Raw genomic sequence first — 24269 nt, forward strand, 5'->3', positions numbered from 1 at the left:
AGGTCATAGAAGCCTCTTGATGTCCGCCGCGATGAGGTCCGTACCCATGCCATAGCGCACGAACAATCGGAGGCGACCCTCGGGATCGAACACGTAGCTGGCCGCGGTGTGATCCAGTGTGTATTTCATCGCGTCGGCGCCCGGCACCTTCTGATAGAAGATCTTGAAGTCCTTCGCAACCGCCGCCGTCCCCTCCACGCTGCCGCGCAGCCCGAGAAATGTCGGGTCAAAGGCCGGCACATACTGCGCCAGCAGGCCGCGCTATCCCGTTCGGGGTCGAGGGTTACGAAGATCACTTGCACGCGGTCACCGTCTCGCCCGAGCTTCTTCTTCACTGCCGCCATGTCCGACAGGGTTGTCGGGCATACGTCAGGGCAGTTCATGAAGCCGAAGAACAGCACCACGACCTTGCCGCGGAAGTCCGCCAGCTTGCGCGTCGTCCCGGTGTGATCGGCCAGCGAGAAGTCGGGGCCGATCGAACTCCCGGTGATGGGGACGCCATTGAACTTCTGCGGCTGGCAGGCCGCCACTGCGATGCAGACGACGAAGAGAAGTGCGGTGCGAACCATGCCTGTAGCGCTTTCCTGCGAAGGAGCCGTGGATTGTCTCAAGGACGAGCAGACTTTCGTCGCTCGGTGCGCAGCAGCGTTGTCGGTGCGCAGCCGTTCGCAGCCGACCGTGTATGTGGCAACACACCTGCGACGATCAAAAGGCCGGCGCCGCCGACGACCAGGATGTCGGCCAGATTGAACGCGGGCCAGTGCCAGTCCTGCCAGTAGAAGTCGAGGTAGTCGACGACCGCTCCGAGGCGGAGGCGGTCGATCACATTGCCGAGCGCGCCGCCGATGAGACCAGCGTATGCCACCGCCTCGAGGCGATTCTTCACGCCGCGCCATAGCATCCACAGCAGGATTGCACTGACTGTCAGTCCGATCGCCGAGAGGAAATACCGCTGCCAGCCGGAGGCGTCGGCAAGGAACGAAAAAGCAGCTCCGGGGTTCAGCACGTGCACAAGGTTGAACCAGGGTGTCACCTCCACGCGTGCATGCAGGGCAGGGGCGGCAGCGACAATGGCCTTTGTCGCCTGGTCCAAAGCAGCCAGCGCGGCGCGGCAAAAAGCATCCAGGCCGGCCAGCGACGTCGGGTGTCGAATGATGGGGCGGTCAATGTAGGCCTTCAAATGAGCGCGCTGGCGCAAAGCATTCGGAGTCCTTCACTTGTCTTCCTCTGTCAGCAGCGTTCTGCAGGTCCGGCGGAACGGGCAGCGAGGCAAACGCGCTGACGTTTGATCCGCCCGTGTTGCCGACCGGCAGGCGGCCCGTTAGGTGTCCAAGTGGCGTGAGGACGAGGTCTCAGCAATTGACCTGCCACTTCGCCCAGGTCGCCGCGGCGCCACCCAATGCGCAACATCCAGACGTGCACTGCCCAGTGGCGTCCAAGCTGCCTTTGGCCGAGCAGATGGGCGCGTTCCAGCAGGCTGAAGGCGGCCTGCAGGTCCCCGGCGCGGTAAAGAGTCCTGGCCGTGGCGAAGGCCTCGTTGAACGCCGAATCTCGCGAACTCACTTCTTCTCCTGCGGTACTTGGTTCCGATTGCCGAAGGCGCCGAACTCGTAGAAGACGCTCGCGAGCGATGCCACCACGAGGATTAGCAGGAGCAAGGCGGTGCGGAGGTTGCGCCGGGACAATTCTCGATCCGCACGCGGCGGTGTCTTGAGTGGCGGGTCGGACTTTTCTTCATTGGCGTTCATGTCGTCACCCGAGGCTGTCGATCGCCAACGGGCGCGCTGAGCAATCGCAGACCGTTGGCGACAACCAGGAGGCTGGCGCCCATATCGGCGAATACCGCCATCCACATCGTGGCGCTGCCGAAAAGGGCCAGCACGAGGAAGACCGCCTTGATCCCCAGCGCCAGGCTGATGTTCTGCCAGAGAATCGCACTGGTACGCCTCGAAAGGCGTATGGTTTCGGGAACCCGGCGCAGATCGTCGTTCATGATCACGATGTCGGCCGCTTCCATGGCCGTGTCGGTGCCGATCGCCCCCATCGCAAAGCCAACGTCCGCCTGGGCCAGCGCCGGGGCATCGTTGATGCCGTCCCCGATCATGCCGGATGGTCCGTAGCGCTGCTGCAGGGCCTTCAGCGCACCCAGTTTGTCCGTTGGCAGCAAGTCGCCGCGGGCATCGTCGATTTCCGCCTGCTCCGCGATCGTGCGCGCCGTCGCCGCGTTGTCGCCCGACAGCATCAGCGGATGGACGCCAGGCGCCTAGAGTTCTGCCACCGCATCGGCCGAATGCGCCTTGATCCCGTCGGCGACCGCGAAGATGCCTAGCACGGCGCCGTCGGAAGCCAGGACCGTCACCGTCCGGCCGGCGGTTTCGTGCACGCGCAGCCGGGCTTCCAGGCTCGAGCTGCACTGGCCGCGCTCCTCGATCAGGCGATGGTTGCCGAGCACGTACGTCTGACCATCGACCGTTCCGGTCACGCCCCGCCCGGGCAGCGCCCTGTAGTTGACCACCGTCGCCCCGTTCTTCGGGAGCCCCTCCGCAATCGCCTTCGAAACCGGGTGATCCGAGTGCCCGGCCAGGCTCGCGACGATGGCTGCGATCCGATCGCGATCGGCGGCCCCATGCAGCGTGCTCCATTCGACCAGTCGCGGCTTGCCTTCAGTGATGGTGCCGGTCTTGTCGAACGCGATCGCCTTCAGGTGGCGGGCGCCTTCAAGATGGACTCCGCCCTTGATCAGGATGCCGCGCCGCGCCGCGGCGGCCAGCCCGCTCACGACCGTCACCGGCGTCGAAATGACCAGGGCGCAGGGGCATGCGATGACGAGCAACACCAAGGCCTTGTAGATGGCCTGCAGCCACGTCCAGCCGAACAGCCAGGGCCCCGAGACGGCAACCAGAATCGCAATGACGAACACGGCAGGCGTGTAGACCGCGGCGAAGCGGTCGACGAAGCCGCTGCGTCGGCGCCCGGTTCCTTCCGCCTGCTCGACCGCGTGAATGATCCGCGCCAGCGTGGAATTTGCCGCCAGCGCGGTCACCTCGACCTCGATCAGCCCGTTCTCGTTGATCGTTCCGGCGAAGACCGGGTCGCCCGCTTCCTTGTCGACGGGGATGCTCTCGCCGGTCACCGGCGCCTGGTTGATGCTCGAGTTTCCGGCGACGACGATGCCGTCGAGGGGAACGCGCTCGCCCGGCCCGATGCGGACGATGGCACGCAGCGGCACGTCGCCAACCCGCTCAACCCGCCACTCGCTTTTGTCCTGTCGAACCGTGGCTGTTTCCGGCGCCATCGCCATCAGTCCGGTGATGGCATGGCGAGCGCGTTCGACCGCCCGGGCCTCGATCAATTCCGCGATCGCGTACAACGCCATGACCATCGCCGCTTCGGCCCACTGCCCGATGAATACGGCGCCGGTCACCGCAACGCTCATCAGCGCGTTGATGTTCAGTCGGCCGGCGAGCAGCGCCGCGATACCCTTCTTGTAGACGTCGAAACCGGCCAGCGCGATGGCGCTCCCCGCCAGCGCTAGTCCCAGCGCTTTCGTCACCATCGTCTCGGTGACGAAATAGCCCACCAGCTCAGCCGATATCGCTAACACCAGGGCGCAAGCCAGCTTCATGGCCGCCGTGCGAACGCTGGCAGCAGCGGGCTCGTGGCTCTGTTCATCGGTAGCTGCTTCCGGCGTCGCAGGCCGCTCGTCCACAGGGCGTGCATCGAACCCGATCCGGCGCAGCAGGCCGGCGGCTTCTTCCACAACCGCCGGCGACGCATCGATGTGCACGTTGCGCTCGCTGAGGCGAAAGGTCAGCGCACGGATGCCGTCAAGGCGATCGAGTGCGCGCCGAATCTCCGACTCCTCGGTGACACAATCCATTGCCGGAACGTGCAGCCATCCGGCGGCACTGGTCACGGGGAGGGCGGTTTGCCGTTGCTCTGGCGGCTCACAGCACGCATTGACCCGGACTTGATCGTGGTCGGGCTTGGACATTCTTGAGTCTCGGATGCGGCTGCGCCGCGAGTACGTTTAGCGGCATTTGAAACCCTGTAGTCGGTGTAGAGTCAAATGCTCTTCGACCCCTCTTTCCGCCGGGAGTCCCGAGTGAAGATTGGCGAGCTTGCTTCCGCGACCGATACCCGTGTCGAGACCATTCGTTTCTACGAGCGGGAAGGTCTGCTTCCCGACCCTAAACGCAGTACGGCGAACTATCGCGTCTATACCTCGGCGCACGTCGAGCGGTTGGCATTCATCCGGAATTGCCGCAACCTCGACATGGCGCTCGACGAAGTCAGGAGTTGTTGCGTTTCAAGGACGCACCTGGAAAGGACTGCGCGAACGTGAACGCCTTGCTCGATGAGCACATTGGCCATGTGTCGCAGAGGATCCGCGAGCTGCGCGCGCTCGAGAGGGAACTACGGGTACTGCGCGCGCGCTGCGAGTCCGGGCCACGGCAAGGACTGCGGAATCCTCGGCGGTCTGGGGACTTCGTCCGGCCGGACTTCAAAAACGACCACGCAGCGTCACGTGCGTGGCACGCACTGAACTGACCTGAGCCGCTCGTGCTGCACCGTGACAAAAAAATGCGGGCGGAGAAGCGAGCTGGGAAAACAGTTTGACGCGTTTGATTCCAGCCCGTCGTGGGCGTTGCCCTGACCGGCCAGGACGAGCGTCAAGGGTGTCGGCGATGGTCGCGGGAGTCGATCGATGTCGATAGATGGTCTTCGACGGCGCGGTGAGCCGCCCGACGGTGAATGGCGTTTGCCGCCATCAACGGTGCCGTCGGCGCGCAGATCGCCGGCGTGGTCAGCGACGGCCAAGGGACCTTCACGCTGTCGCTGGGCAGCTACACCCGCCCAGTCATCCAGCGCGTCGGCGGCGACGTCTTCGTTGACGACGAGGCCACGGGGACGATCCGGACGCCCATGATGGGGGCGGCAATGTCATGGGCGCGGTGCTGCCGACGGTGACCGCTGGCGCGACCGTCACCGGCCTGTGGGTAACGCCGGTCACATCGATGGCACAGGCCCGCGCTCGGCCATGGCCCGGGCCATTGAGGTCGACGGAGTGATTTGGAGGTTGTCGACCACCGTGCCCGCAGCCTATGCAGGGATCGCCGCCGTCATCACGTCGCCGTCCATGTTCGTCTATGCGGCGTTCGCTTCGTCGCTGTACCTGCCGCCGCTCATCGTCAGCAGCAACGGCCCGGTGTAGCCGGGGACCGACAGCACGAATCCGCCTTGCGCATCGGTGACTGCCGACGCCAGCATTGCCCCCATCGTGCCATCGGCGTTCACGCCGTAGGCGCTGACGGTTGCGTCGCTCACCGGCCCCTTGACTGCCGCGCCGCTGTCCGTGCTCGCCGCTGTCGGCGTGTCGCTCGACGACGAACCGCCACCTCGACAGGCGCTGAGGACGAGCGCTGCGCCGATAGGGAGCACGGGCCATGCGAAGCGGCTTCTGCCTATCAAAGTCATGATGTGATCAAGCCTGATGTCGTTGCGACGATGCGCCTGCCATGCCTCTGGCCGCGCCCGGCCGGTGGCCGCGCGACGGCCCTACGCGTTTCAGCCGAGATCGCGCCGGAAGGCATCGAACTCGGCCTTGTCGATCTCGCCGCGCGCATAGCGTTCCTTCAGAATCGAGAGCGCCCGGTCCGTGTCTCCGACCTCGCCTGCACCCTCGCTGCGCACCAGCCAGCGCACCGACACGACGATGGCCAGGATAAGCACGCCCCACCACAGCAGGTGGCCGATCCCGAACATGGCGCCGCCGCCCCAGCCCATCATGTTTCCCCACATGGTCGATCTCCAGTCTTGCCAGCTTTGCCGTGCATCCTTGCCACGCGACGATGACGCCTGCGTTAAGGACTGCGGACGACGTGTCCTTCAAACGGGCGCGCTCGCGGGCACACCCGCAGTGGCGCCGGCCTTCCCGAGCCGCGACCGGGAAGAAGGCCGACGCGTCTTGCCATCTCAGAAGCCGCAACCCGGTCCGAAGCCCGCACCGTAGCCGGGGCCGTGGCCACGGCCGTAGCCGCCCCCGAACGCGGGCCCATACAACGCACGGTCCGCGACGGCACGCTGCTCGGGCGTCAGCGCGGCGTACAGGTCCTTGACGACCTTGGCATGCGCCTCGGCGTTGGCTTGGCGCAGCTTGAACATCCCGTCACGCAGGGCGGCAAACTCCGCCGGTGTGCCAGGCGTCGTCCCGTGCATCCTCTCCTGCATCTGCTGGCGCAGGGCCTGCATCGACTCGACTTGCTGCTGCGTCTGCTTCTCGAAGGCGCCCCACGCCGCCTCCTGGTCGGACGTGATCTTGAGCTCAGACTTGACGGCGGCGAGCCGGCTGCCCACGACGGCCGACGCTTCCGAGGCGCTCATCCCGCCGCCCATTCCGCCCCACATGCCTGCGCCGGGGCCGTGGCCCATGCCACCGTAGCCGGGAGCACCGCCCATGGCGCCATAGCCCGGTCCCCAGCCCATGCCGCCCGGGTGGGCGATGCTCAGACCTGCCGTGCCCAGTGAAGTGACCGCAATGGCGGCGGCCGCGAGAATCTTGGTGCTGCGTTTCATGATGCTTCCTTTGTCGGTTCTGCAGCTCCGGGAGCGCCCTGTGCGCCGTCTCTTCTGCAGTGAGGCCATTGAACTCGCTCCATGTAAGGGCGTGATGTCGCCGCGGGCCGTTTTTGTCACCGCCGATGTCAAGGCGCTCGCTTGACATGCTGTGATACGTTGGCGCACGAAGCGCGCGCTCTAATCCGCCCCATGGATCGCACCGACCACATCCTGATCGTCGACGACGACGCCGAGATCCGCACCCTGCTCGCGCGCTACCTGGAGAAGAACGGGCTGCGGGCGACCGCGGTCGGCGACGGCCGCGCGATGTGGCAGGCACTGGCTGCGGCGGTGTTCGACCTGATCGTCCTCGACCTGATGCTGCCGGGCGACGACGGGCTGACGCTGTGCCGCGACCTGCGCGCCCGCTCGGACATCCCGGTCGTCATGCTGACGGCGCGCGGTGAGGAGACCGATCGTGTCGTCGGCCTGGAGATGGGTGCCGACGATTACCTGGCCAAGCCCTTCAGCGCCCGCGAACTGCTGGCCCGGATCAAGTCGGTGCTGCGACGCACGCGCAGCCTGCCGCCGAATCTGCGTCCGGACGACGACGCGCGCATCCGGTTCGGCGGCTGGACGCTGGACACCCAGCAGCGCCGACTGATCGCGGCCGACGGCGAGGTGACAGCGCTCAGCGGCGCCGAATATCGGCTGCTGCGCATCTTCGTCGAGCACCCGAATCGCGTCCTCAACCGCGACCAGCTCGTCGAGCTGACGCAGGGCCGCGAGGCCGAGGCGCTGGACCGCAGCATCGACGTGCAGGTGAGCCGTCTGCGCCACCGCTTGGGCGACGACCCGCGCGAGCCGGCGATCATCAAGACGGTCCGCGGCGAGGGCTACGTGCTCTCGGTGTCGGTGCTCAAGGGCGGCGACGCGCCGGCGCGGCCGCCGACCTCCGGTCGGGGTCGATGATGTCGACGCGAGAGAGCACGACGCTGCGGGGTGCGCTGCGCTGGCTGCCGCAGACGCTGTTTGGCCGCCTGCTGCTCGTGCTGGCGGGGGGCCTCGTGCTCGCGCAGCTTCTGAGCGCCGGTCTCAGCCTCGCGGAACGCGAGGACTTGCTGCAGATCGCCGGCGGGCACCAGCAGGCGCAGCGTATTGCGGACGTGGTGTCGCTGCTCGATTCGCTCGGACCGCAGGAGCGCGACCGGGTGCTCTCGGTGCTCAGCGTGCCGCCGCTGGTCGTGACGCTGCACGACGCCCCTGACGCCGGAGCCGCGGATGCCGAGGCCCGCAGCGGCGGCCCTCACGCGATGATGGTCGAGGCCATGCTGCGCGCGTCGCTCGGCAGCGATCGTTCGATCCTCCTGCAGACGGACGCTGCACCCAGCGGCCCGTGGGTCCCTGCCGACGAGCGGGCGGTGCGTCGGAGCGGCGGCATGATGGGCGGCCCGGGAATGATGGGCGGCCCGGGAATGATGGGCGGACCGGGGATGATGGGCACTCCGGGCCACATGGTCGACGGCGGCTGGCCGGCGGGGACGCGGCTGCTGCGTGTCCACGTGCAGTTGCGCGACGGCCGGTGGGCGCGCTTCGACGCCGCACCATCGGCCACCGCCGCCACGCCGCCCTGGCGCCTGGTTCTGTCGCTGGCGGTGCTGCTGGCCGCGGCCCTCGGTTTGTCCTACGTGGCCGTGCGCTGGGTCACGCGCCCGCTGCACCAGCTGGCGGTGGCCGCGGAGCGGCTGGGCCGCAACCTGAACGTGTCGCCCATGGCGGAGACCGGGCCACTCGAGATCCGCCAGGCGGCCAGCGCCTTCAACACGATGCAGGCGCGGCTGACCCGCTTCGTCGAGGACCGCACGCGCATGCTCGCCGCGATGTCGCACGACTTGAAAACGCCGCTGACGCGCATGCGGCTGCGGGCCGAACTACTCGACGACGACGAACTGCGCGAACGCTTCGAGGCCGACCTCGGCGAGATGCAGGCGATGGTGCAGGACGCTCTCGACTTCATGCGCGGCGTGCACGCGCAAGCGCAGGCGCAGCCGGTCGACGTCGACGTCATGCTCGCCGCGCTGCAAGCCGATCAGCTGGCCGCCAGGCGCAGCGTGCGCATCGAAGGCCGGACGATCGGGCCCTACGTCGGCGTCGAGTCGCTGCTTCGGCGCTGCCTGACCAACCTCGTCGACAACGCGGTGTCCTACGGCGGCGAGGCGGCCGTCCGTGTCGACGACAACGCCGAGCGGCTGATCCTGCGAGTGCTCGATTCGGGTCCGGGCATTCCTCAGGACGATCTCGAGCGCGTCTTCGAACCCTTTCTGCGCCTGGAGCCCTCGCGCAGTCGCACGACCGGCGGCACGGGCCTCGGGCTCACGATCGCGCGACATCGCCCGCGTGCACGGGGGGGAGATCTCGCTGAAGAATCGATCCGAGGGCGGTCTGGAGGCGGTCCTGACACTGCCGCGAACGCGCGCGGTCGCTTTGAAACAACCCATACCCCTAGGCCCGATTGCGATTCGACCACCATGCCTCGATTGATGGTCGACAGCTTGCGATGCCGCGTCATGGCTCGCCCTGCAGCCGACTACGACTTGTAGACGTTGGTTACCTGGGATGACATTGCTCGCAAGGCATCACCGTGCGAGGCCGTTACTGCATAGTCCGCGACAGTTGCAAGTGGCTTTGCGTCTCTTTTGCACCGTCGAGTCTGCCGCGCACACGCGCGGTAGGTGATCGACCGCAGAGGGTGGCGTGGATATCGATCAATCTGGCTCGCTGAGCGACCGGCATCGCTCCTGCCGTATCTTGACGGTAAAAAAAGCGGCCAAAAAGTGCATCGCTACAATAGCTTAGGATGTTCGGTGCCGGCCCTATTGTGGCGCTGCCTTGACCGCCAAGGACGCGCGTCGATGGTGCCGGTGATGCTCTCCACGATCGTCGTGGGAGTCGATAGACCTCGATAGATCTCGAAAGGTGAGTTTTCGCGAAACCGCCCGGAAACCCGCGCCAATGCTGGTGCCTGACAGGTTGACGGTAAAAATGACGGTAAAAATCTGCGACTAAGAGGCTGGCACTTTGCAAATCAACTGCTTACAAGGCTAGTTGATGATTGAGTGGGAGTAGGGGGCAACGGGAGTCGCAAAGATTGCGGGTGATGAGACGCTCTCGTGTTTGATGTGAGGCGAATCATCAAGCAAGTGCGAGGCAGCCCGATCGCCCTGGTTTGAAATGAGTGTGCGGCCTTTGCGCAGACTGGGGTCGGCCCCGGAGATTCGGAGGAAATTGACGGTAGGCCAGACGGAGTATGGGGCAGCTGCGTCGAGGCGACGGCGAAGGCCCGTAGGGCACGCTAACCGCCGTGACGTTGTCTTCCGAAAGCGGCTTCGTAAGACGTGTCGTGTCGCCAATGAGCGCTCATCCAGAGGTTCGCCACCCGCAACCCAGCGAGTGGTGTTCCGGGCCGACTCGGACGATGAGACTGATGAGGCGGCAGGTTGGAATCCGCAGGGCCGGCCGATCCTGGCGACCGGGGTGCCGCGGCAATCGCCGGGTCTGAAATGCAACGCGGCCGATGACTCGGCCGCGTTCGTTTACGGATTCGTGAGGTGAGTGGTCAGCGCCGTGCGCGCCGCGCGCCCCAGGCGACCAGTCCCATGCCGGCCAGCATCAACGCATAGGTTTCGGGTTCCGGCACGGCGGCGACCGCGAGGTGATCGATCGCCCAGCCGTCACCCGCGACGTTGTCCATCTTGATCCCGGTGATCACGTCGCCGTCCGTCGCGTCGATCCTCACGTAGCCGAACCGCCCGCCTGCAGCGCTACCCACGCCGAGGCTGGCCGCGCCACCGTTGATGCTGAAGACGACGTTGTATTCGTTCTGCTGGAGACTGAACCCCACGGAACGCACGGGGGTCGTGAAGACGAGATCGATGTCTTTCCACTTGGGGTCGTCGCCGTGGCGGAAGGCGTCTGGTTGCCGAAGCTGCTCACCAGGACATGCGAGCCGTCCCACAGTGAAGAGCATGCGGGCGAGCCGCAGGGATAGCTGCAGAACGCGTTGCCGAATGCATCGTCCCGCCGAAGGCGGCGGGTCGCGGGTCGAACGTCGTGGGCAGGGTCCCCGAGGGTGCCGCCGTCGACGTGCCGCCTGACACAGCCGATCTGCAGGCCCGCGATCAGTGGGGTGTCCTCGAAGTCTTCGATCGTGTAACCGTCGACACCGAGCACCGAGTCGTCGGCACCCCACTGATTGCTCGGGGAGGTCGTGATCGTGAACGCTGCGTGAGCGGTGAAGGACAGGCCGGACAGCAGGGCGGCGATGAGGGTGCGATGGAATCCTCGCGACATGGGGTGGTCTCGAGTTATGTGTCGTTCGGGCGGCCCGGCGATGGGCGGGGCCGCCAAGAGGTGTCACCGGCGTCGATGATCGCGATGATGGGATCGTGGTCCGCGGGCAGACACTGCGGGCGTTCCACAGCAAGATGCATGCGGATCTCTCGGCGCCACGGAGAAGACGATCTCAGATCGGCCGTCGATCCAAATCCCTGAGGCGTAGTCTGTCAATTTGGTCGACGCCCGTTCGACCGGACACGACCGGCAGTCCGATCCACAGCGGGCGACCATGCCATTCACGCGAACGTGGACTCGACGCCTGGGCCGCGGTGGCACTGCTTGCGCGTGGGTGCGTCGCCCGTGCCAGGCGGTGGGAGGCGCTTCCGCCGCCCCGCTGTCCGTCGTATGCATGGACCCGCAGGGCACCGCTGGTCAGAGCCGCGCGAGCCTTGGCGCGCCAAGTCCCGGCGGAAGGGGGCAAGCCGAAGCCTGCGGGGATGGGTTGGTGCATCGAAGCCGGAATCGACCACGGCCCGCGATCGTGTCGTCCAGGAGTCTCCGTCGATGAAAAGTCCGTTGTAGACGAATGCGATGTCGATTGCGTTGCCCGCAGCTACGCCCAGCGTGCAGACCGCGGCAGTCGTGACGATGAACGCAGTGGTGCCGCGCACGATATTCAAGGTACATTCCGGTCAGCTCTCGGAGAAGGGCGACGAACCCCGCAGCCCGGTGCTGCCCCCTGGAGACCTTCATGCCTCGCATTTCTCGATTCACCGACGCCGCCCGTACCGCCTGCGTCGTGACCGTCCTCGGCTTTTCATCCACCGTTCACGCGCAGACGCCCCCGGCAGCCGCATTCGTTCAGCAGGTCCGGACCGGTCATGCCGTCCAGACCGGGGATGGCAACCAGCTCACGCTGACGGGCTATCGGTTCATGTCCAATCTGGCGGTCGTCCCCGGCCACGGGTTCGAGACGGCGTCCTGGAGCATTCCCGGCGGCGAGACCATTGTCCTGCCGCTCAACGACGTGGGATTCGGCTTTGACTACCACTCCGAACTGTTCGCGACACAGGAACAGATGGATCAGCGTTTTCCGGCCGGGGCACACGTGTACACACTGAGCGGCCTCGGGCAATCGGAGTCGGTCACCTTGAACGCGGCGGTCGGTCCTTACCCCGATGCCTTCCCCTATCTGACTGGTTCGACGTTTTCCGACTTGCAGGGGATGGAAGCAGGCAACGCCTTCGATTTCCACATCAGCCCCATCGGAACGCCGGCGCCAGGGACAGAGCAGACGATCACGTTCTTCGTGGACGACGTGCTCACCGGCGAGACCCGATTCTCGAGTGGCGGTCTGGCAGCCCCGTCCGTGACGACGCTGACGATGCCCGCCAACACGCTCCAGGCCGGGCGCACCTATCAGTTCCAGTTCTATCTCGGCAATCGAGTGGACCTCACGGCAGACAACGCGGCAGGCGCCTCGCAGGGATTCACGCTGCTGACCACGGGCGAGTTCACGACGGCCGTGCCGGAACCTGAAACGGTCGGGCTGATGTTCGCCGGCCTGGGCGTTCTCGGAGCGGCACTACGCCGTCGAACGGCGGCCTGAGCTCGCGGGCGTTCGTCACGCTGCACGCCCGGCCGTTCCTCGACCGGGATCCAGCGGCGAGCCACTCCCGTGAGGCGCGCACGAGCGCTGATTCGACGGCCGGGACATCGACACGGGCGTAGCGGCGTAGCATCCTTCACCGTCTCGTTCGTCGCTCTCCACCCATGCAAGTCTCATCACGCTCGCCTGCGCCGCAGCCCTTGTTCGTCTATCCGTCTCGCCTCTGGGCCCTGTTCGTCTGCGCCATCTTCGCGGTCGTGGCGGGGCATGTGTGCTACTACTGGGTGTTGCTCATCGGGATGTTCCGGGGGGCGACCTACCTCTGGCTCTTCGGGCCGCCGGCGGTGGTGATCCTGCTGTGGCTGGGGTACTGCTATCTCGTGCTGCGATCGCGGCCGGCGTCGCTCATCATCGATCAGCAGGGAATTACCGACACACGAATGGGCGGCGCCACGGTCCCGTGGGAGGACATCGCTCACTTCACGGTGAAGACGATCCCGCGCGGCGGTACGAACCTCGTGGTCACGCTGCGAAGCCAGGATCTGGCACGCGAGCATCTCGGGCGGTTGCGCTCGCCACTTTCGTGGCTGGACAAACGTTCGTATGGCGGGCACTGGCTGATCCGCCTCACGTCCCTGCGCCACGACGCCGTCGCGATCCTGCGTCGCGCGAAGGCTTTCGCGGCGCACGCCAATGGCGAGGACTGGCGCTCCTAGTTCAAGGCAAACGGAATCAGAACGCGCGCCCGCCGGAAGGTCCCACGGCCGATCACCCTATCGGGTCCGCAGTCATGGCGCCCAAAAAAGCAAACGGCCGGCAGCACACGCTGCCGGCCGTCAGAAGACACATCAGTTCGTTGCGACCTGCTGAATGCCCGCCAGCAGCCAGCCATCGCGACCCGATCGAGGCTTCACGAGGTTCCAGACTTCGACAAAAGGTTCGGCGGGACGATCGGCGTGTTCCTTCAGCGCGCCGGTGAACCGTACGCTCGCCACGACGTGACCGTTCTGCTGTTCGATGCCGAGCAGTTCCGCCTCCAGCGATTCCACTTCGGTGCGGTTGGGCGTCTCACCGCGCTCTGTGAAGTCCATCTTGATCTCCGCGAACATCTCGGGGGTCGTGAAATCGCGAATGTCGTTCAGGTCGCCCGCATCCCATGCGGCCTGCAGCCGGACGAAATGCACCTTGGCGCTGCGGACGAACCCGGCTACGTCGAAATCTGGGGGAATCGACCACGTCGGGGCGGGAGCTCTCGCAGATGTGTCGAGGGACGGTATGGGATCGCCCGTCACGCTGTAGGTCGTCCCCGGTGCCGCGTCCCGACTCGGGGTGGGGGCCGCATAGGGCCGGATCGGCTCGACTACCGCGCGCTCTCGTTCGAACGCCCCCGAAGACCTGTAACCACCCGCAGCCCCGGCGTGGGCAGGAGCGCCGGTGGCCATCGCGTTTCTCCGCAACATCCGCCAGATGAACAGGCCCGCCATCACCAGCAATCCGACGAGCAGGAGGGAGCCCATCATCTCGGCGAGTGCGCCTCCCATGCCGAAGTGGGAGAAGAGGGCGGCGATGCCCAGCCCGGCGGCCAGGCCGGCGATCGGGCCCAGCCAGCGATTGCGGGGCGGCTGCGTGGCACCGCCCTGCTGCGGTCCGGCATCGTTGCGAGACGCCTGATTCTGGCCGGGAGCGTTCTGAGGTGGGGGTGGCCTGACGTTGGCTCACGTTGTCCGACTGGCGTCCCATGGAGCGCCCGCCGCCCAGACGACGGGCTTCGGCATCGACCACCACCATGGCGGTCAGCGCGAAGGCCGAGAACACGAACACTGCAAGACGGCGGATCAGGGAAATGGTCACGTTGGAGTAATCCTTTCTGAAGGAGGACCGGAGTCTACTCGACCAGGCGGCGTGACGCGGCGAAGGTTCACAACGTTGTAGGAGTCCCCCAGTTCATCGATCTCAATGCACTGGCTGTGCCTTGAGACGTTCTGCGACCGAGATCCTGGCGAATGGCACCACGCTCGCACGTCGACGCCGTGGGTGAGAAGACGAGAGCGAGCAGGCAGGTTCGATTCTCGCCGCCTGCTCGTTCGTGGCAACCCGTTGGCACGGAGAAGCGGTCAACCCTTCTTCGTTCTGCGCTGCCTGCAACCACGGTCAAGGCGAGCCCGGCCAGCATCAGCGCATAGGTCTCCGGTTCGGGCACTGCACGAACTTCGAGGTAGGCCGCATCGAGATAGGCATCGGTGTTGGAACCGGAATGCCGAGTCCCCACGAACGAGTAACGCAGGTAACGCGTGCCTTCCAGCAAAGGTGTGACCCCGGACTGTTCCACCCAGGTACTGTTCGAGTAGATGCTTTCCAGGGAAAGGTGGCCGAGTTCCGCCAACTGCGCGTCGAGCATCGATACCGTGATCTGCCCTTCGTCGGTCTGCGTTTGATAGCCGGCCTGCCAGCCGCCGAACAGGACCTCGAGCGTCCCGCTGTCCACGGCATCGGCCGAGAATCCGCTGGTCAGGACGTCGATGTCTTGCCGCACGGAAAACGAGGGCGTATTGAGGCCGAAGATGTAATTCACGCCTTCGTACGGGTCCGGCTCGCTCACGGCGGTGCGGAGTTCGACATTGCCGGTCGTCTGCCAGCCGGTCAGGCCAGACTCGAATCCCGGATTGACGAGGAGGTTGGCGTGCGCCCCGGACGAAGCACATGCCAGGACAACGGCTGCCGCGAAAGACTTGATGTACATGACGATCTCCCTGGTTCGGCTGAACTGCCGGCGATTCCGCCGGCGCGAGCTCTGTTTGGACGGTACCGCCGGAGGGGTCTGACTGGTCCCTCGAAGCGACCGCCCATGGCAACACACGTGATTCTCGAGCGCGACACCCGTCTGCGCCTTGAGGAGCGCGCTATCGCATTCCAAGGTTACGCCGGATGCCCTGTCCTCACCAACGCCTGTCCGGAGCAATCTTGATATTTCTCGGGTGCGCACCGGGCCGGGCTGTTCACCCCGAGCGGGGAAGTTGCCATCGCCGGACTCCTGCAGACGGCCACGGGCATCATTCGCTCTCGCCGTTGTCGCCGCGGATCCCGGCCATCACCGTGCTGAATCCGCCGTCGACGTGGAGGATCTCGCCGGTGACCCCCGAGGCGAAGTCCGAGAGGAGGAAGGCGGCGGCCTTGCCCACATCGTCGATCGAGACGTTGCGGCGGATCGGCGCGTTCTCCTCGACGTACTTGAAGATCCGCCCGAAGTTGCCGATGCCTGCGGCGGCAAGTGTCTTGATGGGCCCGGCGGAAATTCCGTTCACGCGGATGGCGTCACCCCCGAGGTGCGCCGCCATGTACCGCACGGACGCTTCCAGCGATGCTTTGGCCAGCCCCATCGCGTTGTAGTTCGGCACCACTCGCTCGGCGCCGAGATAGGAAAGCGTCAGCATGGCCGAATCGCGTCCTCTCATGAACGGCCGTGCGCCCCGCGCCAGTGCGGGAAAGCTGTACGCCGAGATGTCCTGGGACTGATGGAAGGCCTCGCGGGTGAGCCCGTCGAGGAAATCGCCCATGAGCGCCTCCCGCGGGGCGAAGGCGATCGAGTGGACCAGGCCGTCGAAAGCGTCCCATCGTTCGCCCAGGGCTCCGAACAGCGCCTCGATCTGGGCATCCTCCCCCACGTCGCATGGCAGGACGATGTCGGCGTCGAATTCCTTCGCGAGATCGGCCACGCGCTCGCGGACGCGTTCGTTCTGGTAGGTGAAGGCGAGTTCCGCTCCCTGGCCCCGGCAGGCTCGTGCGATGCCGTAGGCGATCGAACGGGCGCCGATCAATCCCGTGATGAGAATGCGCTTGCCTTGCAGCAGGCCCATCGTCAGACCGATGCCTGCGCGTGCACGTACTCGCCGTTCACCAGGTAGCGCAGCAGGTCCTCCACGCTCGCGATCAGCGATCCGAAGGGCAGGCTCTCCGAACCGCGGAAGAACAGGCCATGTTCGAGATCTCCGGCCACCGCGGCGGCCAGCTGATTGTCGATGCAGAACTGTCCGGCACGCGTCAGCCCGTCCCGCAGCCCGCAGGAGAGCAGGCAGTTCCAGGCCAGCGTGCACGTCCCCCGGTCCTTCGCCTTGCCCTTCATCCGGGCCTCGCGCTTCAGGTAGCGCTCGAGCCAGGGCGTGCGCACGGCGCGCGCAGGCAGGCCCGCGACGCTCATGAACGTCACGATGTCCTCGGGCATCGCCTCGGCGAGCACCTTCTTGAACACGGGGTGAGCATCGCCTTCCTGCGTCACCGCAAAGGCCGTCCCGAGCTGGACCGCGGACGCGCCCAGGTTGATCATCTGGCGCACCTTCTCGTGGGAGTTCACGCCTCCGGCCGCGATGATCGGAATCGGCTCGACGCCGAGGTCACGCAAGGTGGCGATCACGCCCGGGATCACGGTTTCGAAGTCGAACCGCGCGCTCATCACGTCGGCCTCGTCCGCGGCACCCAGATGCCCGCCGGCGTAGCGGGGGTGCTCGATGATGATGGCGTCCGGCAGGCGCTGCTTGCGCATCCACTTGCGCACCAGCAGGTTCACTCCCCGGACATCGGACAAGATGGGAATCAGGGCCACATCCGGGTGACCGGCGGTCAGGTCGGGAAGATCCAGCGGAAGTCCGGCGCCCATGACGATGGCGCCGCAGCCGCTCTCGCAGGCCTGGCGCACGTAGTCGGCGTACTGGGACACCGCGCGCATCACGTTGACGGCGATGAGTCCCCTGCCATCGGCGATCTTCAATGCCGCCTTCACCTCGCGGTCGAGCGCAACCAGGTTGGCCGAATTGATCTTGTCCTCGTCGCGCGAACGCCCGGTCTCGGCCATGAGGTCCGGATGCAGCCGGCGCAGGTCCACGCTGGCGATGGTGCCGACGGCCCCGTGGCTGGCCACCGTTCCGGCCAGGCGATGGGCGGATACGCCGACTCCCATGCCGCCTTGAACGATGGGCAACAGCGTGCGTCCTTTGATGACGAGTCGGGTCAAAACAGGCATGGGCAATGGGCCGTTCAAGGGCGAATCTCCTGTGGGGAAGCGAGTGCGTCCACGTCTGCCGCCGGAACCCCGCGCCACTGGGCCAGCTGCTGCACGATGGAGGCGCGCGCTTCGTCACGAAGCCTCGTGGCTTCTGTCTTGCCCGGAGCGCCGGGCTGAATGGGGGGGAGCACTTTGACGCGTATTTCGGAGCGGCCGCCGAAGCGCCAGCTCTTCTTGGGGAGACAGCCGTGCGATCCGTCGACCGCGATCGGCAGGATGAGGACGCCCTGTCGCGCAGCAAGATGAAAGGCGCCGTCGTTGAAGGCGCCGATCCGGCCGTCACGGCTGCGTGTGCCTTCGGGGAAGAACATGACCGAGCAGTGCTGATCCAGATAGTGCGCGGCCGTGATCATCGCGCGCGCGCCGCTGCGCGCATTGGTGCGGTTCACCGGAATGTCGCCGGCCATCCGCATCATCCACCCCACCACGGGCAGCTTGAACAACTCGAGCTTGGCCACCCATTTCATTTCCCACGGCAGATGCGAGAGCAGCGGGATGTCGGCCATCGATTGATGATTGCTCACGATCACGTACGGGCGGCGCGGGTCGGTGATCTGCTGGGCCCCCTGGATTTGCAGATCCCAGGCCGGATTGACGCGGGTGATGGTCGCGCCCAGGCGGCGGAACCATCGACCCGTGCGGTAGCGCACCGGATCGCGGTCGAAGACGCGGATCGCGGCCAGCAGCGGGAGCCAGGCAAGAACGAGCGCGGCCACGGCAAGCCAGATCCAGGCGGATTCGAACATGGACAGCGAAGCGCGCGATGGGGCGGCGCGTCCTGTCTGCGGCGGGTGCGGGGATTCCTGCACGGGCGCCTCCTGTGGCATCCAACACTCCATACGGACAGCGGTGGGCGATGATAGGGACACGAGATCACAATCAACTTGATCTGTGTCATGGTTATTGGGTCGGGAATTCGGGCAGCGGATTCAGCGATCATCGGCGAGGCAACACCGCCCTTCGGCCGCCCACCCGGTTTCCGGCCATTCGAACGACTGTTCTTCCCTGCGACCGACGGAGGCCCCGCATGACGACCCGAGACACGCCCGACATCACGTTTCTCAATCCCCCCGGCCTGGCGAACCTGGGCACGTTCTCCCAGGTCGCCGTGGCAAGCGGCGGGCGGACGATCCACATCAGCGGTCAGCTCGCCTGGGACGAGGAGGCCCGCCTCGTGGGTGCCGGCGATCTGCGCGCTCAGTCGGAGCGCGTATTCCAGAACCTGGGCAAGCCGCTGGCGGCGGCGGACGCGGGATTCCGCGACGTGATCAAGTTCACCATTTACGTGGTCGACCTGGAGCCCGACGATCGGGCGGCGATTTCGGAGGTCCGTAACCGTTTCATCGATCCGGCAAGGCCGCCCGCGAGCACGATGATCGGCGTCTCGGCCCTGGTGGTGCCCGACGCCAGGATCGAGATCGAGGCGATCGCCGTGGTTCCCTGACCCCGAGGGAGCCGCCGAAACGAAAAAGGCCCCGCATGGGGGCCTTTCGTGAAACAGCGCCCGTCGGAGGTCAGGCGGTCCCGCTCCCTTGCGTGCGCCGTCGGCGCCTGGCCGCCAGGGCCAGCGCCACGAGTCCCACGGAGACCATGGCGTACGTTTCGGGCTCCGGCACGGGCTGGATCCCGCCGGGCAGGGGATTGCCGAGTTCATCGACCGGGCGGCCCTCGAAATCGAACGGGTCGGTGTTGCCCACCACCGCCTGGCCGCCGTAGCCGTACATGTCCATCTCGGTGTTCGAGGTGTAGTAGCCGGAGCCGGCGACCCGGTAGGACAGGACCTTGGATTCGTGCGCGCCCAGAATGCCCAGGCCCAGCTGGCCGGCGTACGGGTCGTAGTAGAGGCTGGAACCCAAGTCGTGAACGTTGAAGTCCTGAGCCGAAGTGGAGAGCTCGATGGTCGGCGTGTAGGACACCGTGTCGCCGAATTCACCGGGCGCGCCTGATCCGGTCAGGCCCAAATACACCCGCCAGAGCGGGGTGTCGCCCCAGGTGATGGTGGCGTCGAGCGCGGCGGCACCGCTGAAGGAGTCGCCGGAGGTCATGTGGTCGATGCCGACTCGGCCGCGGCCGATGAAGAACCGGAAGTCCAGCGCCATGGCGGTGTCGGTATCGTTGGTCACGACCGCTTCGTAGACGAGTTCGGTCAGCACGTCCCGGTTCTTGCCTGCCAGCACGCGGACCGCGGACGTGCCGGTGGTGAGGTCGCCGTAGAAGGTCGACTGGCTGAAGAACAGGCCGCCGGTGTAGGCGGAGCCCGAGATCGGGTTGCCGTCGACAGGCGTGGAGGCTTCCGCCACCACGGAGTTGTTGTCGACGATCGCACCGGTAAACTGGGTGTCGACGGTCTGGCCGTACGCCGGCGCGCCGAACCAGGCGGCGGCGACCGCGGCCGCCACTGCACTGCGGGGGAATCTCATGAGGTCTCCTGCTTGTGGTGAAACGTATTGGTTCGTGAAGTTTAGTAAGCCTACCGACCCGCACACAAGAGATACCTGCTGCTTCGCCATGTCCACCTTCATGCTTGCCTGGGAACTGGGCGGTGGCCTGGGCCACTCCGTGCCGTTGTCCCAGATCGCCCGCCATCTTCTGGGCGGCGATCACGCCGTCCACGCGGTCCTGCGGGATCTGTCCACGGCCGGGGCCGCTTTCGGCGACCTGCTGGCGCATCCCCGGCTGACCCTGTGGCAGGCCCCTGTCTGGCTGTCCGTCCTCAGAGGGCTGCCGGAATCCGCGACGTATGCGGAACTGCTGTTCCGCGCCGGCTTTCTCGACGCCCGGCGATTGCACGGCGTGGCGACGGGGTGGCGTTCGCTGCTGGAGGCCCTTCGGCCGGATCTGATCCTGGCCGATCACGCGCCGACACTGCTGCTGGCGAGCCGGGGGCTGGACGTGCGCCGGGCCACGATCGGCACGGGGTTCTTCCAGCCTCCCGCGGTCTCCCCGATCCCCTCGTTCCGGGTCTGGGATCCGATCGAACCGGCACGGGTGGCGCAGTCCGAGGCGCGCGCACTCGGCACTGCGAACGCAGTGCTCGCCGCCCTCGGCGCACCCGCCCTCGACCGGCTCGGTGACCTTCTCGCCGTCGACGAGAACTTTCTGCTCACGTGGCGCGAAGTGGACCACTTCGCGTCCCGCTCGGCGGACCCGTCGGTTCGCTACTGGGGGCCGCTGCCGACGGCCGTTCACGGCGTCGATCCGCCATGGCCCTCGGGAGAAAGCCCCCGGGTGTTCGCCTATCTCAAGGGCGACTACGGCGCGATCGAACCCTTGGTCGCCGCTTTGTCGAAGGCGCTATGGCGCACCTGCGCATTCATTCCCGGCCTGTCGCCGGAACTCGCCCGGCGCCATGCCTCCAATCGACTCGCGCTGTCCTCTGGCCCGGTGAACATGGAGCGCGTCTGCGCCGAAGCCGACGCGGTGCTGTGCAACGCCGGATCGGGGACCGTTTGCACGGTTCTTCGCGCCGGCCTCCCGGTCGTGATGCTGCCCATGCACGCCGAACAGTTGCTGTTCGCCAGGCGGGTGGCGGAAACGGGGGCCGGGCTGGTGCTGACCGAGGCCGAGGCGCGCCAGAAAGGCGTGGCGGCGGTGAAGCGCGTGCTCCAAGAACCGGGCTACCGTGAGGCCGCCCAGCGCTTGAGCCAACGCTACGCGGCGGAGGGCGACCGGGACATCGCCCGGGAAGTCGCGGTCCGGTGCATGGAATTGGCCGGGAACAGGCCGTAGCGTTCCGGCGATCCCGCGCCCCACGGTCGCACTCCGGCACGCGTCACTCACGCTCGATTGCAGGGCGCGCGTTGGTGCGCTGGCTCCCAGGAGTCGTCAGGACGCAGCAACGGGGATGGCAAGAATCTGCAGTTCGGCAGATGCCAGTTTTGGGCTGGACGAGTATTCTTTCGTCCGCCCCGGGGAGCGCAGAATCAGAATCAGGTGACAACAGCACGCCGGATGTCCGGCATGGCGCCCCCGCCAGAGGAGACCGCCCATGTCCGCACCCGCCCGGCTGCATCGTCGTGCCCGTCTTGCACACCCGTTCCGTCCCGCGCTTCTCCTGGCCGCCTTGGCGCTGGCGGGAATCGCCCCATCCGCGAACGCCATTGACGTCTATTGGGATCCCAACCTCGCCAACCCCGGCATCGGCGGCAGCGGGTTCTGGGACGACGTGCAAGCCAATTGGTCCACTTCGCCAAGCGGCATCGGGTTCCTGTTTCCCCCGTTGGGGATCCACAACGGGGCATCGTGGCCGGACGGCGCCTTGTCCGTGGCGACGTTCGGCGGCACGGGGGGAACGGTGAACATGACCGGCACGCAGACGGCGGGAGGTCTGCGTTTTCTGTCGGACGGCTACGTTCTCCAGGGCGGCAACCTGCGACTGGTATCGGACTTCACCGCTGCCGCGGTGGAAGTGGCCGAGGGCGCAACCTCGCGCCTGTCTTCGCCCCTCGAAGTCGTCTCGCTCACGGGGCATCCCTCGTTGACCTTCACAGGGCGGAACCCTGATCCTGTCGCCCCCCGTTTCCCTCGACGTGGAGGTGGATGTGCGGAATGGGACGCTCCAGGCCGGCACATCGGGCGCGCTCGCCTCGACCTTCGTGAAGGTCACCGGAGCCAATGCACGGTTCGATGCGACTCCATTGCGGACGGTGGCGCTGGCAGGGCTCGACACTCACCAGACCCCGCTGGAGCTCGGCTCGTCGGCAATTTCGCTCACCGGGTCCGGTTCACTGGGGGCGACGTCGCACTTCGAGGCCGGCGTCAACGGCAACCGCTCGAGCGGAGTCGTCGTGGGCACCCTCGCGGAGGCGGCGCTGGTCATCGGCGGCGCATCCGGAGCCGCTCCGGAATCGAGCTTCGGATACCTCCGGATCTCGCGAGGCAGCACCTCCCTCGTGGGCACCACGGTGAGCCTCACGGCTGCGCTCAGTACGACACCGGACGAACTGGGTGCGCTGCAACTGGACTCCGGCGGCACTCTCGAACTGTCTGCCGGCGCCAGTCTGACCGTCACCTCCACCGCCAGCGTGGGCGGCGCTGACCTCTCGGTCTGGGGCGGTTCCGTCCTGTCGGTGATCCGGGATGCGACACGACAGGATCTCCCGGCCACGCTGGCGGTCGGCACGGGAGGCGGACCGGCCGGTGTGCGCGTCAGCGGAACCCAGTCGCGCGCCTCCTCTGCCGATCGGATCGTTCTGGGGAGGACGGCGGCGCGGGATGCCGGCACGGGTGTGCTCGTCGCAGGTTCTGGCGGCACGATCGAGTCGCCCGTGCTCAGCTTCGCCACAGGGTCCTCCAGATTCCTGCTGAATCCGGGGGGAACCGGCCGCTTCAATCGCCTCGACGACGGTGGTACCGGCCTGGGCACGGTGGAGATGGCCGGGGGAACCCTGATCGTCGGCGACACATCCTTCGCATCGCCGCTCGGCACCAGCGATTCTAGCTTCGGCGGGACCCTGACCGGGGCTGAAGGGACTGTGCGAAAGGTCGGCGCGGGGGAGTTCTTCCTCTCCGGGGTGACCAACTATCTGGGCACCGTGCAGGTCGATTCCGGCACGTTGCGAGTCAACCCGGGCACGCTCGCGAACGCCGTGCTGACCATGTTGCCGGGGGCCCGATTGACGGTCTCCGGGGCGTCACCCGCCAATCCCCTTCGCATCGGTGCCCTGGAAGGCGAATTCGATCTCGAACAACAGAACCTCACCCTCGAATTCGGCGCCGGCCTGCACGAGGCTCGCTGGAGCGGCCGCTTCACTTCGGGTACGGTGGGCCTGGCGCGGACCAGCGGGCCCGGCGTGCAGCGGTTCACAGGGGGAACGGAGGCGAGCCCCTTCACGGCACCCTTTCTGTCGGTCAGTACCGGGGCGGTGCGTCTGGGCGGTGGATTCTTTTCCTTCACCGACACGGCATCAACGCCCGTCGCGACTGCGCCGCTGGATGTCTCCGGGGCGAATGCGGTGCTGGGGATTGTCGATGGTGCACAAGTACGTGCAGGCAGCGGCGTCCGTGTGCATGGAGGGGGTCTGTTCTTCGTCACCGGCACGGGCAGCCGGCTCGACGTTCAACCTGATTCCGCCACGGGACGTTCCTCCCTTTCTGTCGGCCAGGACGGCTTGGGAAGTCTTGCCATGTCTGCCGGAGGAAGCGTCACGGCCTCCGATCTTCGTCTGGGCCTATCGCGTGGTCCCACCAGCGCCGAAGTGTCCGTGGCGGGCGGGGGTCAACTCTTCCTCGACCTCCTTTCGTTCGAAGGTTACGGGGGCACCCTCATCGTCTCCGGTGGAACCGCGTTCATTCATAGACTCGATTCCGTGGTGCACGATCCCCTGAGACCCTCCGTCATCGAGCTCTCCGACGGGCCGTCGGGGACGCCCGCGCTGACCCTTGGCACCCCCGGCGCGGCGCCGGGCACCTCGACCCGCTTCCGGGGTTCCATTTCGGACGGTGCCCTGGGACCGGGGTCCATACGCAAGATCGGATCGGATGAAATCATCGCGAACCCCCACATATCGGGCCGGCTGATCATCGACGAAGGCGTGTTCCGTGTGGAGGATCGGACTGCGTTGGAGGGAGCGACGGTGGAGATCAACCGGGACGACGGGTTGGTGTACTCCAGCACGCTCGGTGACATGGTGCTGATGGGTGCGCTTCGGGCAGCGGGCGTTTCTCGCTGCCTCAAACGGGGCTGAATCTGGGTTCGACTCTCCTACGGGA

18 protein-coding genes and 6 pseudogenes are annotated in these 24269 nt (G+C 66.5%); 9 read left to right on the forward strand and 15 right to left on the reverse strand.

Annotated elements, in window-relative coordinates:
- Nucleotides 1-3: 3 nt before the first annotated feature.
- The 5 genes and pseudogenes from IPK20_17280 to IPK20_17300 form a co-directional block, all read right to left on the reverse strand.
- Nucleotides 4-569 (reverse strand): annotated as a pseudogene (locus IPK20_17280) (SCO family protein).
- Between the two features lie 38 nt (nucleotides 570-607).
- Nucleotides 608-1135, reverse strand: coding sequence for a lipoprotein signal peptidase (locus IPK20_17285; GenBank protein MBK8018295.1), 528 nt, complete (start codon nucleotides 1133-1135; stop codon nucleotides 608-610).
- Nucleotides 1136-1163: 28 nt separating this feature from the next.
- Nucleotides 1164-1563: pseudogene (locus IPK20_17290) on the reverse strand (DUF3703 domain-containing protein).
- Complete coding sequence (locus IPK20_17295) at nucleotides 1560-1748, reverse strand: hypothetical protein (GenBank protein ID MBK8018296.1); 189 nt, start codon at nucleotides 1746-1748, stop codon at nucleotides 1560-1562. The pseudogene IPK20_17290 and the gene IPK20_17295 overlap by 4 nt, the downstream one beginning before the upstream one ends.
- Nucleotides 1745-3880 (reverse strand): annotated as a pseudogene (locus IPK20_17300) (heavy metal translocating P-type ATPase). Before IPK20_17300 ends, IPK20_17295 begins: the two are co-directional and overlap by 4 nt.
- A 225-nt stretch (nucleotides 3881-4105) precedes the next feature.
- Between IPK20_17300 and cadR the strand changes: the two are divergent.
- Together cadR and IPK20_17310 are read left to right on the forward strand one after the other, a co-directional pair.
- A pseudogene (gene cadR / locus IPK20_17305) lies at nucleotides 4106-4546 on the forward strand (Cd(II)/Pb(II)-responsive transcriptional regulator).
- A 209-nt stretch (nucleotides 4547-4755) separates the two neighbouring features.
- The gene (locus tag IPK20_17310; GenBank protein MBK8018297.1) at nucleotides 4756-4971 is read left to right on the forward strand and encodes a hypothetical protein; all 216 of its coding nucleotides are present in this window, start codon (nucleotides 4756-4758) and stop codon (nucleotides 4969-4971) included.
- Between the two features lie 177 nt (nucleotides 4972-5148).
- Here the strand turns inward: IPK20_17310 and IPK20_17315 are convergent, their stop codons facing one another.
- The 3 genes from IPK20_17315 to IPK20_17325 form a co-directional block, all read right to left on the reverse strand.
- Entirely contained in the window at nucleotides 5149-5478 is a 330-nt protein-coding gene (locus IPK20_17315) for a hypothetical protein (protein ID MBK8018298.1), read from the reverse strand.
- A 90-nt stretch (nucleotides 5479-5568) separates the two neighbouring features.
- Nucleotides 5569-5802 carry an SHOCT domain-containing protein gene (locus tag IPK20_17320; GenBank protein ID MBK8018299.1) on the reverse strand — a complete coding sequence of 78 codons (234 nt, stop codon included), beginning with the start codon at nucleotides 5800-5802 and terminating at the stop codon, nucleotides 5569-5571.
- Between the two features lie 174 nt (nucleotides 5803-5976).
- Nucleotides 5977-6576: a Spy/CpxP family protein refolding chaperone gene (locus IPK20_17325; GenBank protein MBK8018300.1), complete on the reverse strand. Its 600-nt coding sequence runs from the start codon at nucleotides 6574-6576 to the stop codon at nucleotides 5977-5979.
- Between the two features lie 192 nt (nucleotides 6577-6768).
- Here IPK20_17325 and IPK20_17330 point away from each other — a divergent pair, with 192 nt between their 5' ends.
- Together IPK20_17330 and IPK20_17335 are read left to right on the forward strand one after the other, a co-directional pair.
- Nucleotides 6769-7530: a response regulator gene (locus IPK20_17330; protein MBK8018301.1), complete on the forward strand. Its 762-nt coding sequence runs from the start codon at nucleotides 6769-6771 to the stop codon at nucleotides 7528-7530.
- Nucleotides 7530-9099: pseudogene (locus IPK20_17335) on the forward strand (HAMP domain-containing protein). The gene IPK20_17330 and the pseudogene IPK20_17335 overlap by 1 nt, the downstream one beginning before the upstream one ends.
- Before the next feature lie 1075 nt (nucleotides 9100-10174).
- Here the strand turns inward: IPK20_17335 and IPK20_17340 are convergent.
- A pseudogene (locus tag IPK20_17340) lies at nucleotides 10175-10261 on the reverse strand (PEP-CTERM sorting domain-containing protein).
- 1710 nt (nucleotides 10262-11971) lie between these two features.
- Here IPK20_17340 and IPK20_17345 point away from each other — a divergent pair.
- Both IPK20_17345 and IPK20_17350 read left to right on the forward strand, forming a co-directional pair.
- A complete protein-coding gene (locus tag IPK20_17345) occupies nucleotides 11972-12502 on the forward strand; it encodes a PEP-CTERM sorting domain-containing protein (protein ID MBK8018302.1) in 531 nt (176 codons plus the stop codon).
- A gap of 164 nt (nucleotides 12503-12666) precedes the next feature.
- Nucleotides 12667-13218 (forward strand): hypothetical protein, encoded by a 552-nt coding sequence (locus IPK20_17350; GenBank protein MBK8018303.1) that lies wholly within the window; start codon nucleotides 12667-12669, stop codon nucleotides 13216-13218.
- Nucleotides 13219-13350: 132 nt separating this feature from the next.
- On the opposite strand, the gene IPK20_17355 is transcribed toward IPK20_17350, so the two are convergent.
- The 5 genes from IPK20_17355 to IPK20_17375 all read right to left on the reverse strand — a co-directional run bounded on the left by IPK20_17355 (nucleotide 13351) and on the right by IPK20_17375 (nucleotide 18304).
- Nucleotides 13351-14022, reverse strand: a complete 672-nt coding sequence (locus IPK20_17355) for a Tim44 domain-containing protein (GenBank protein ID MBK8018304.1) — start codon at nucleotides 14020-14022, stop codon at nucleotides 13351-13353.
- A gap of 398 nt (nucleotides 14023-14420) precedes the next feature.
- Nucleotides 14421-15242: a PEP-CTERM sorting domain-containing protein gene (locus IPK20_17360; protein ID MBK8018305.1), complete on the reverse strand. Its 822-nt coding sequence runs from the start codon at nucleotides 15240-15242 to the stop codon at nucleotides 14421-14423.
- Nucleotides 15243-15552: 310 nt separating this feature from the next.
- Nucleotides 15553-16356, reverse strand: a complete 804-nt coding sequence (locus IPK20_17365; GenBank protein ID MBK8018306.1) for an SDR family oxidoreductase — start codon at nucleotides 16354-16356, stop codon at nucleotides 15553-15555.
- Nucleotides 16357-16358: 2 nt separating this feature from the next.
- Nucleotides 16359-17516, reverse strand: coding sequence for a nitronate monooxygenase (locus IPK20_17370; GenBank protein MBK8018307.1), 1158 nt, complete (start codon nucleotides 17514-17516; stop codon nucleotides 16359-16361).
- A 14-nt stretch (nucleotides 17517-17530) separates the two neighbouring features.
- Complete coding sequence (locus IPK20_17375) at nucleotides 17531-18304, reverse strand: 1-acyl-sn-glycerol-3-phosphate acyltransferase (protein MBK8018308.1); 774 nt, start codon at nucleotides 18302-18304, stop codon at nucleotides 17531-17533.
- A 281-nt stretch (nucleotides 18305-18585) separates the two neighbouring features.
- Between IPK20_17375 and IPK20_17380 the strand changes: the two genes are divergently transcribed.
- Nucleotides 18586-19002, forward strand: a complete 417-nt coding sequence (locus IPK20_17380) for a RidA family protein (GenBank protein MBK8018309.1) — start codon at nucleotides 18586-18588, stop codon at nucleotides 19000-19002.
- Nucleotides 19003-19072: 70 nt separating this feature from the next.
- On the opposite strand, the gene IPK20_17385 is transcribed toward IPK20_17380, so the two are convergent.
- Nucleotides 19073-19978 (reverse strand): PEP-CTERM sorting domain-containing protein, encoded by a 906-nt coding sequence (locus IPK20_17385; protein ID MBK8018310.1) that lies wholly within the window; start codon nucleotides 19976-19978, stop codon nucleotides 19073-19075.
- An 88-nt stretch (nucleotides 19979-20066) separates the two neighbouring features.
- On the opposite strand from IPK20_17385, the gene IPK20_17390 reads away from it, so the two are divergent.
- Nucleotides 20067-21287, forward strand: coding sequence for a hypothetical protein (locus IPK20_17390; protein ID MBK8018311.1), 1221 nt, complete (start codon nucleotides 20067-20069; stop codon nucleotides 21285-21287).
- 806 nt (nucleotides 21288-22093) lie between these two features.
- Nucleotides 22094-24244, forward strand: coding sequence for a hypothetical protein (locus tag IPK20_17395; GenBank protein MBK8018312.1), 2151 nt, complete (start codon nucleotides 22094-22096; stop codon nucleotides 24242-24244).
- The last annotated feature ends 25 nt before the right edge of the window (nucleotides 24245-24269 follow it).

This window comes from Betaproteobacteria bacterium (genome assembly GCA_016713305.1).
Taxonomy (GTDB): Bacteria; Pseudomonadota; Gammaproteobacteria; order Burkholderiales.

Excerpts from the sequence above, each read along its gene's own strand:
- IPK20_17360 (MBK8018305.1), bottom strand. The coding sequence starts at position 15,242 with ATGTACATCAAGTCTTTCGCGGCAGCCGTTGTCCTGGCATGTGCTTCG.
- IPK20_17385 (MBK8018310.1), bottom strand. The coding sequence starts at position 19,978 with ATGAGATTCCCCCGCAGTGCAGTGGCGGCCGCGGTCGCCGCCGCCTGG.
- IPK20_17355 (MBK8018304.1), bottom strand. The coding sequence starts at position 14,022 with ATGATGGGCTCCCTCCTGCTCGTCGGATTGCTGGTGATGGCGGGCCTG.
- IPK20_17380 (MBK8018309.1), top strand. The coding sequence starts at position 18,586 with ATGACGACCCGAGACACGCCCGACATCACGTTTCTCAATCCCCCCGGC.
- IPK20_17320 (MBK8018299.1), bottom strand. The coding sequence starts at position 5,802 with ATGTGGGGAAACATGATGGGCTGGGGCGGCGGCGCCATGTTCGGGATC.
- IPK20_17315 (MBK8018298.1), bottom strand. The coding sequence starts at position 5,478 with ATGACTTTGATAGGCAGAAGCCGCTTCGCATGGCCCGTGCTCCCTATC.
- IPK20_17325 (MBK8018300.1), bottom strand. The coding sequence starts at position 6,576 with ATGAAACGCAGCACCAAGATTCTCGCGGCCGCCGCCATTGCGGTCACT.
- IPK20_17345 (MBK8018302.1), top strand. The coding sequence starts at position 11,972 with ATGGATCAGCGTTTTCCGGCCGGGGCACACGTGTACACACTGAGCGGC.
- IPK20_17310 (MBK8018297.1), top strand. The coding sequence starts at position 4,756 with ATGGCGTTTGCCGCCATCAACGGTGCCGTCGGCGCGCAGATCGCCGGC.
- IPK20_17365 (MBK8018306.1), bottom strand. The coding sequence starts at position 16,356 with ATGGGCCTGCTGCAAGGCAAGCGCATTCTCATCACGGGATTGATCGGC.
- IPK20_17390 (MBK8018311.1), top strand. The coding sequence starts at position 20,067 with ATGTCCACCTTCATGCTTGCCTGGGAACTGGGCGGTGGCCTGGGCCAC.
- IPK20_17330 (MBK8018301.1), top strand. The coding sequence starts at position 6,769 with ATGGATCGCACCGACCACATCCTGATCGTCGACGACGACGCCGAGATC.
- IPK20_17370 (MBK8018307.1), bottom strand. The coding sequence starts at position 17,516 with ATGCCTGTTTTGACCCGACTCGTCATCAAAGGACGCACGCTGTTGCCC.
- IPK20_17295 (MBK8018296.1), bottom strand. The coding sequence starts at position 1,748 with ATGAACGCCAATGAAGAAAAGTCCGACCCGCCACTCAAGACACCGCCG.
- IPK20_17350 (MBK8018303.1), top strand. The coding sequence starts at position 12,667 with ATGCAAGTCTCATCACGCTCGCCTGCGCCGCAGCCCTTGTTCGTCTAT.
- IPK20_17375 (MBK8018308.1), bottom strand. The coding sequence starts at position 18,304 with ATGTTCGAATCCGCCTGGATCTGGCTTGCCGTGGCCGCGCTCGTTCTT.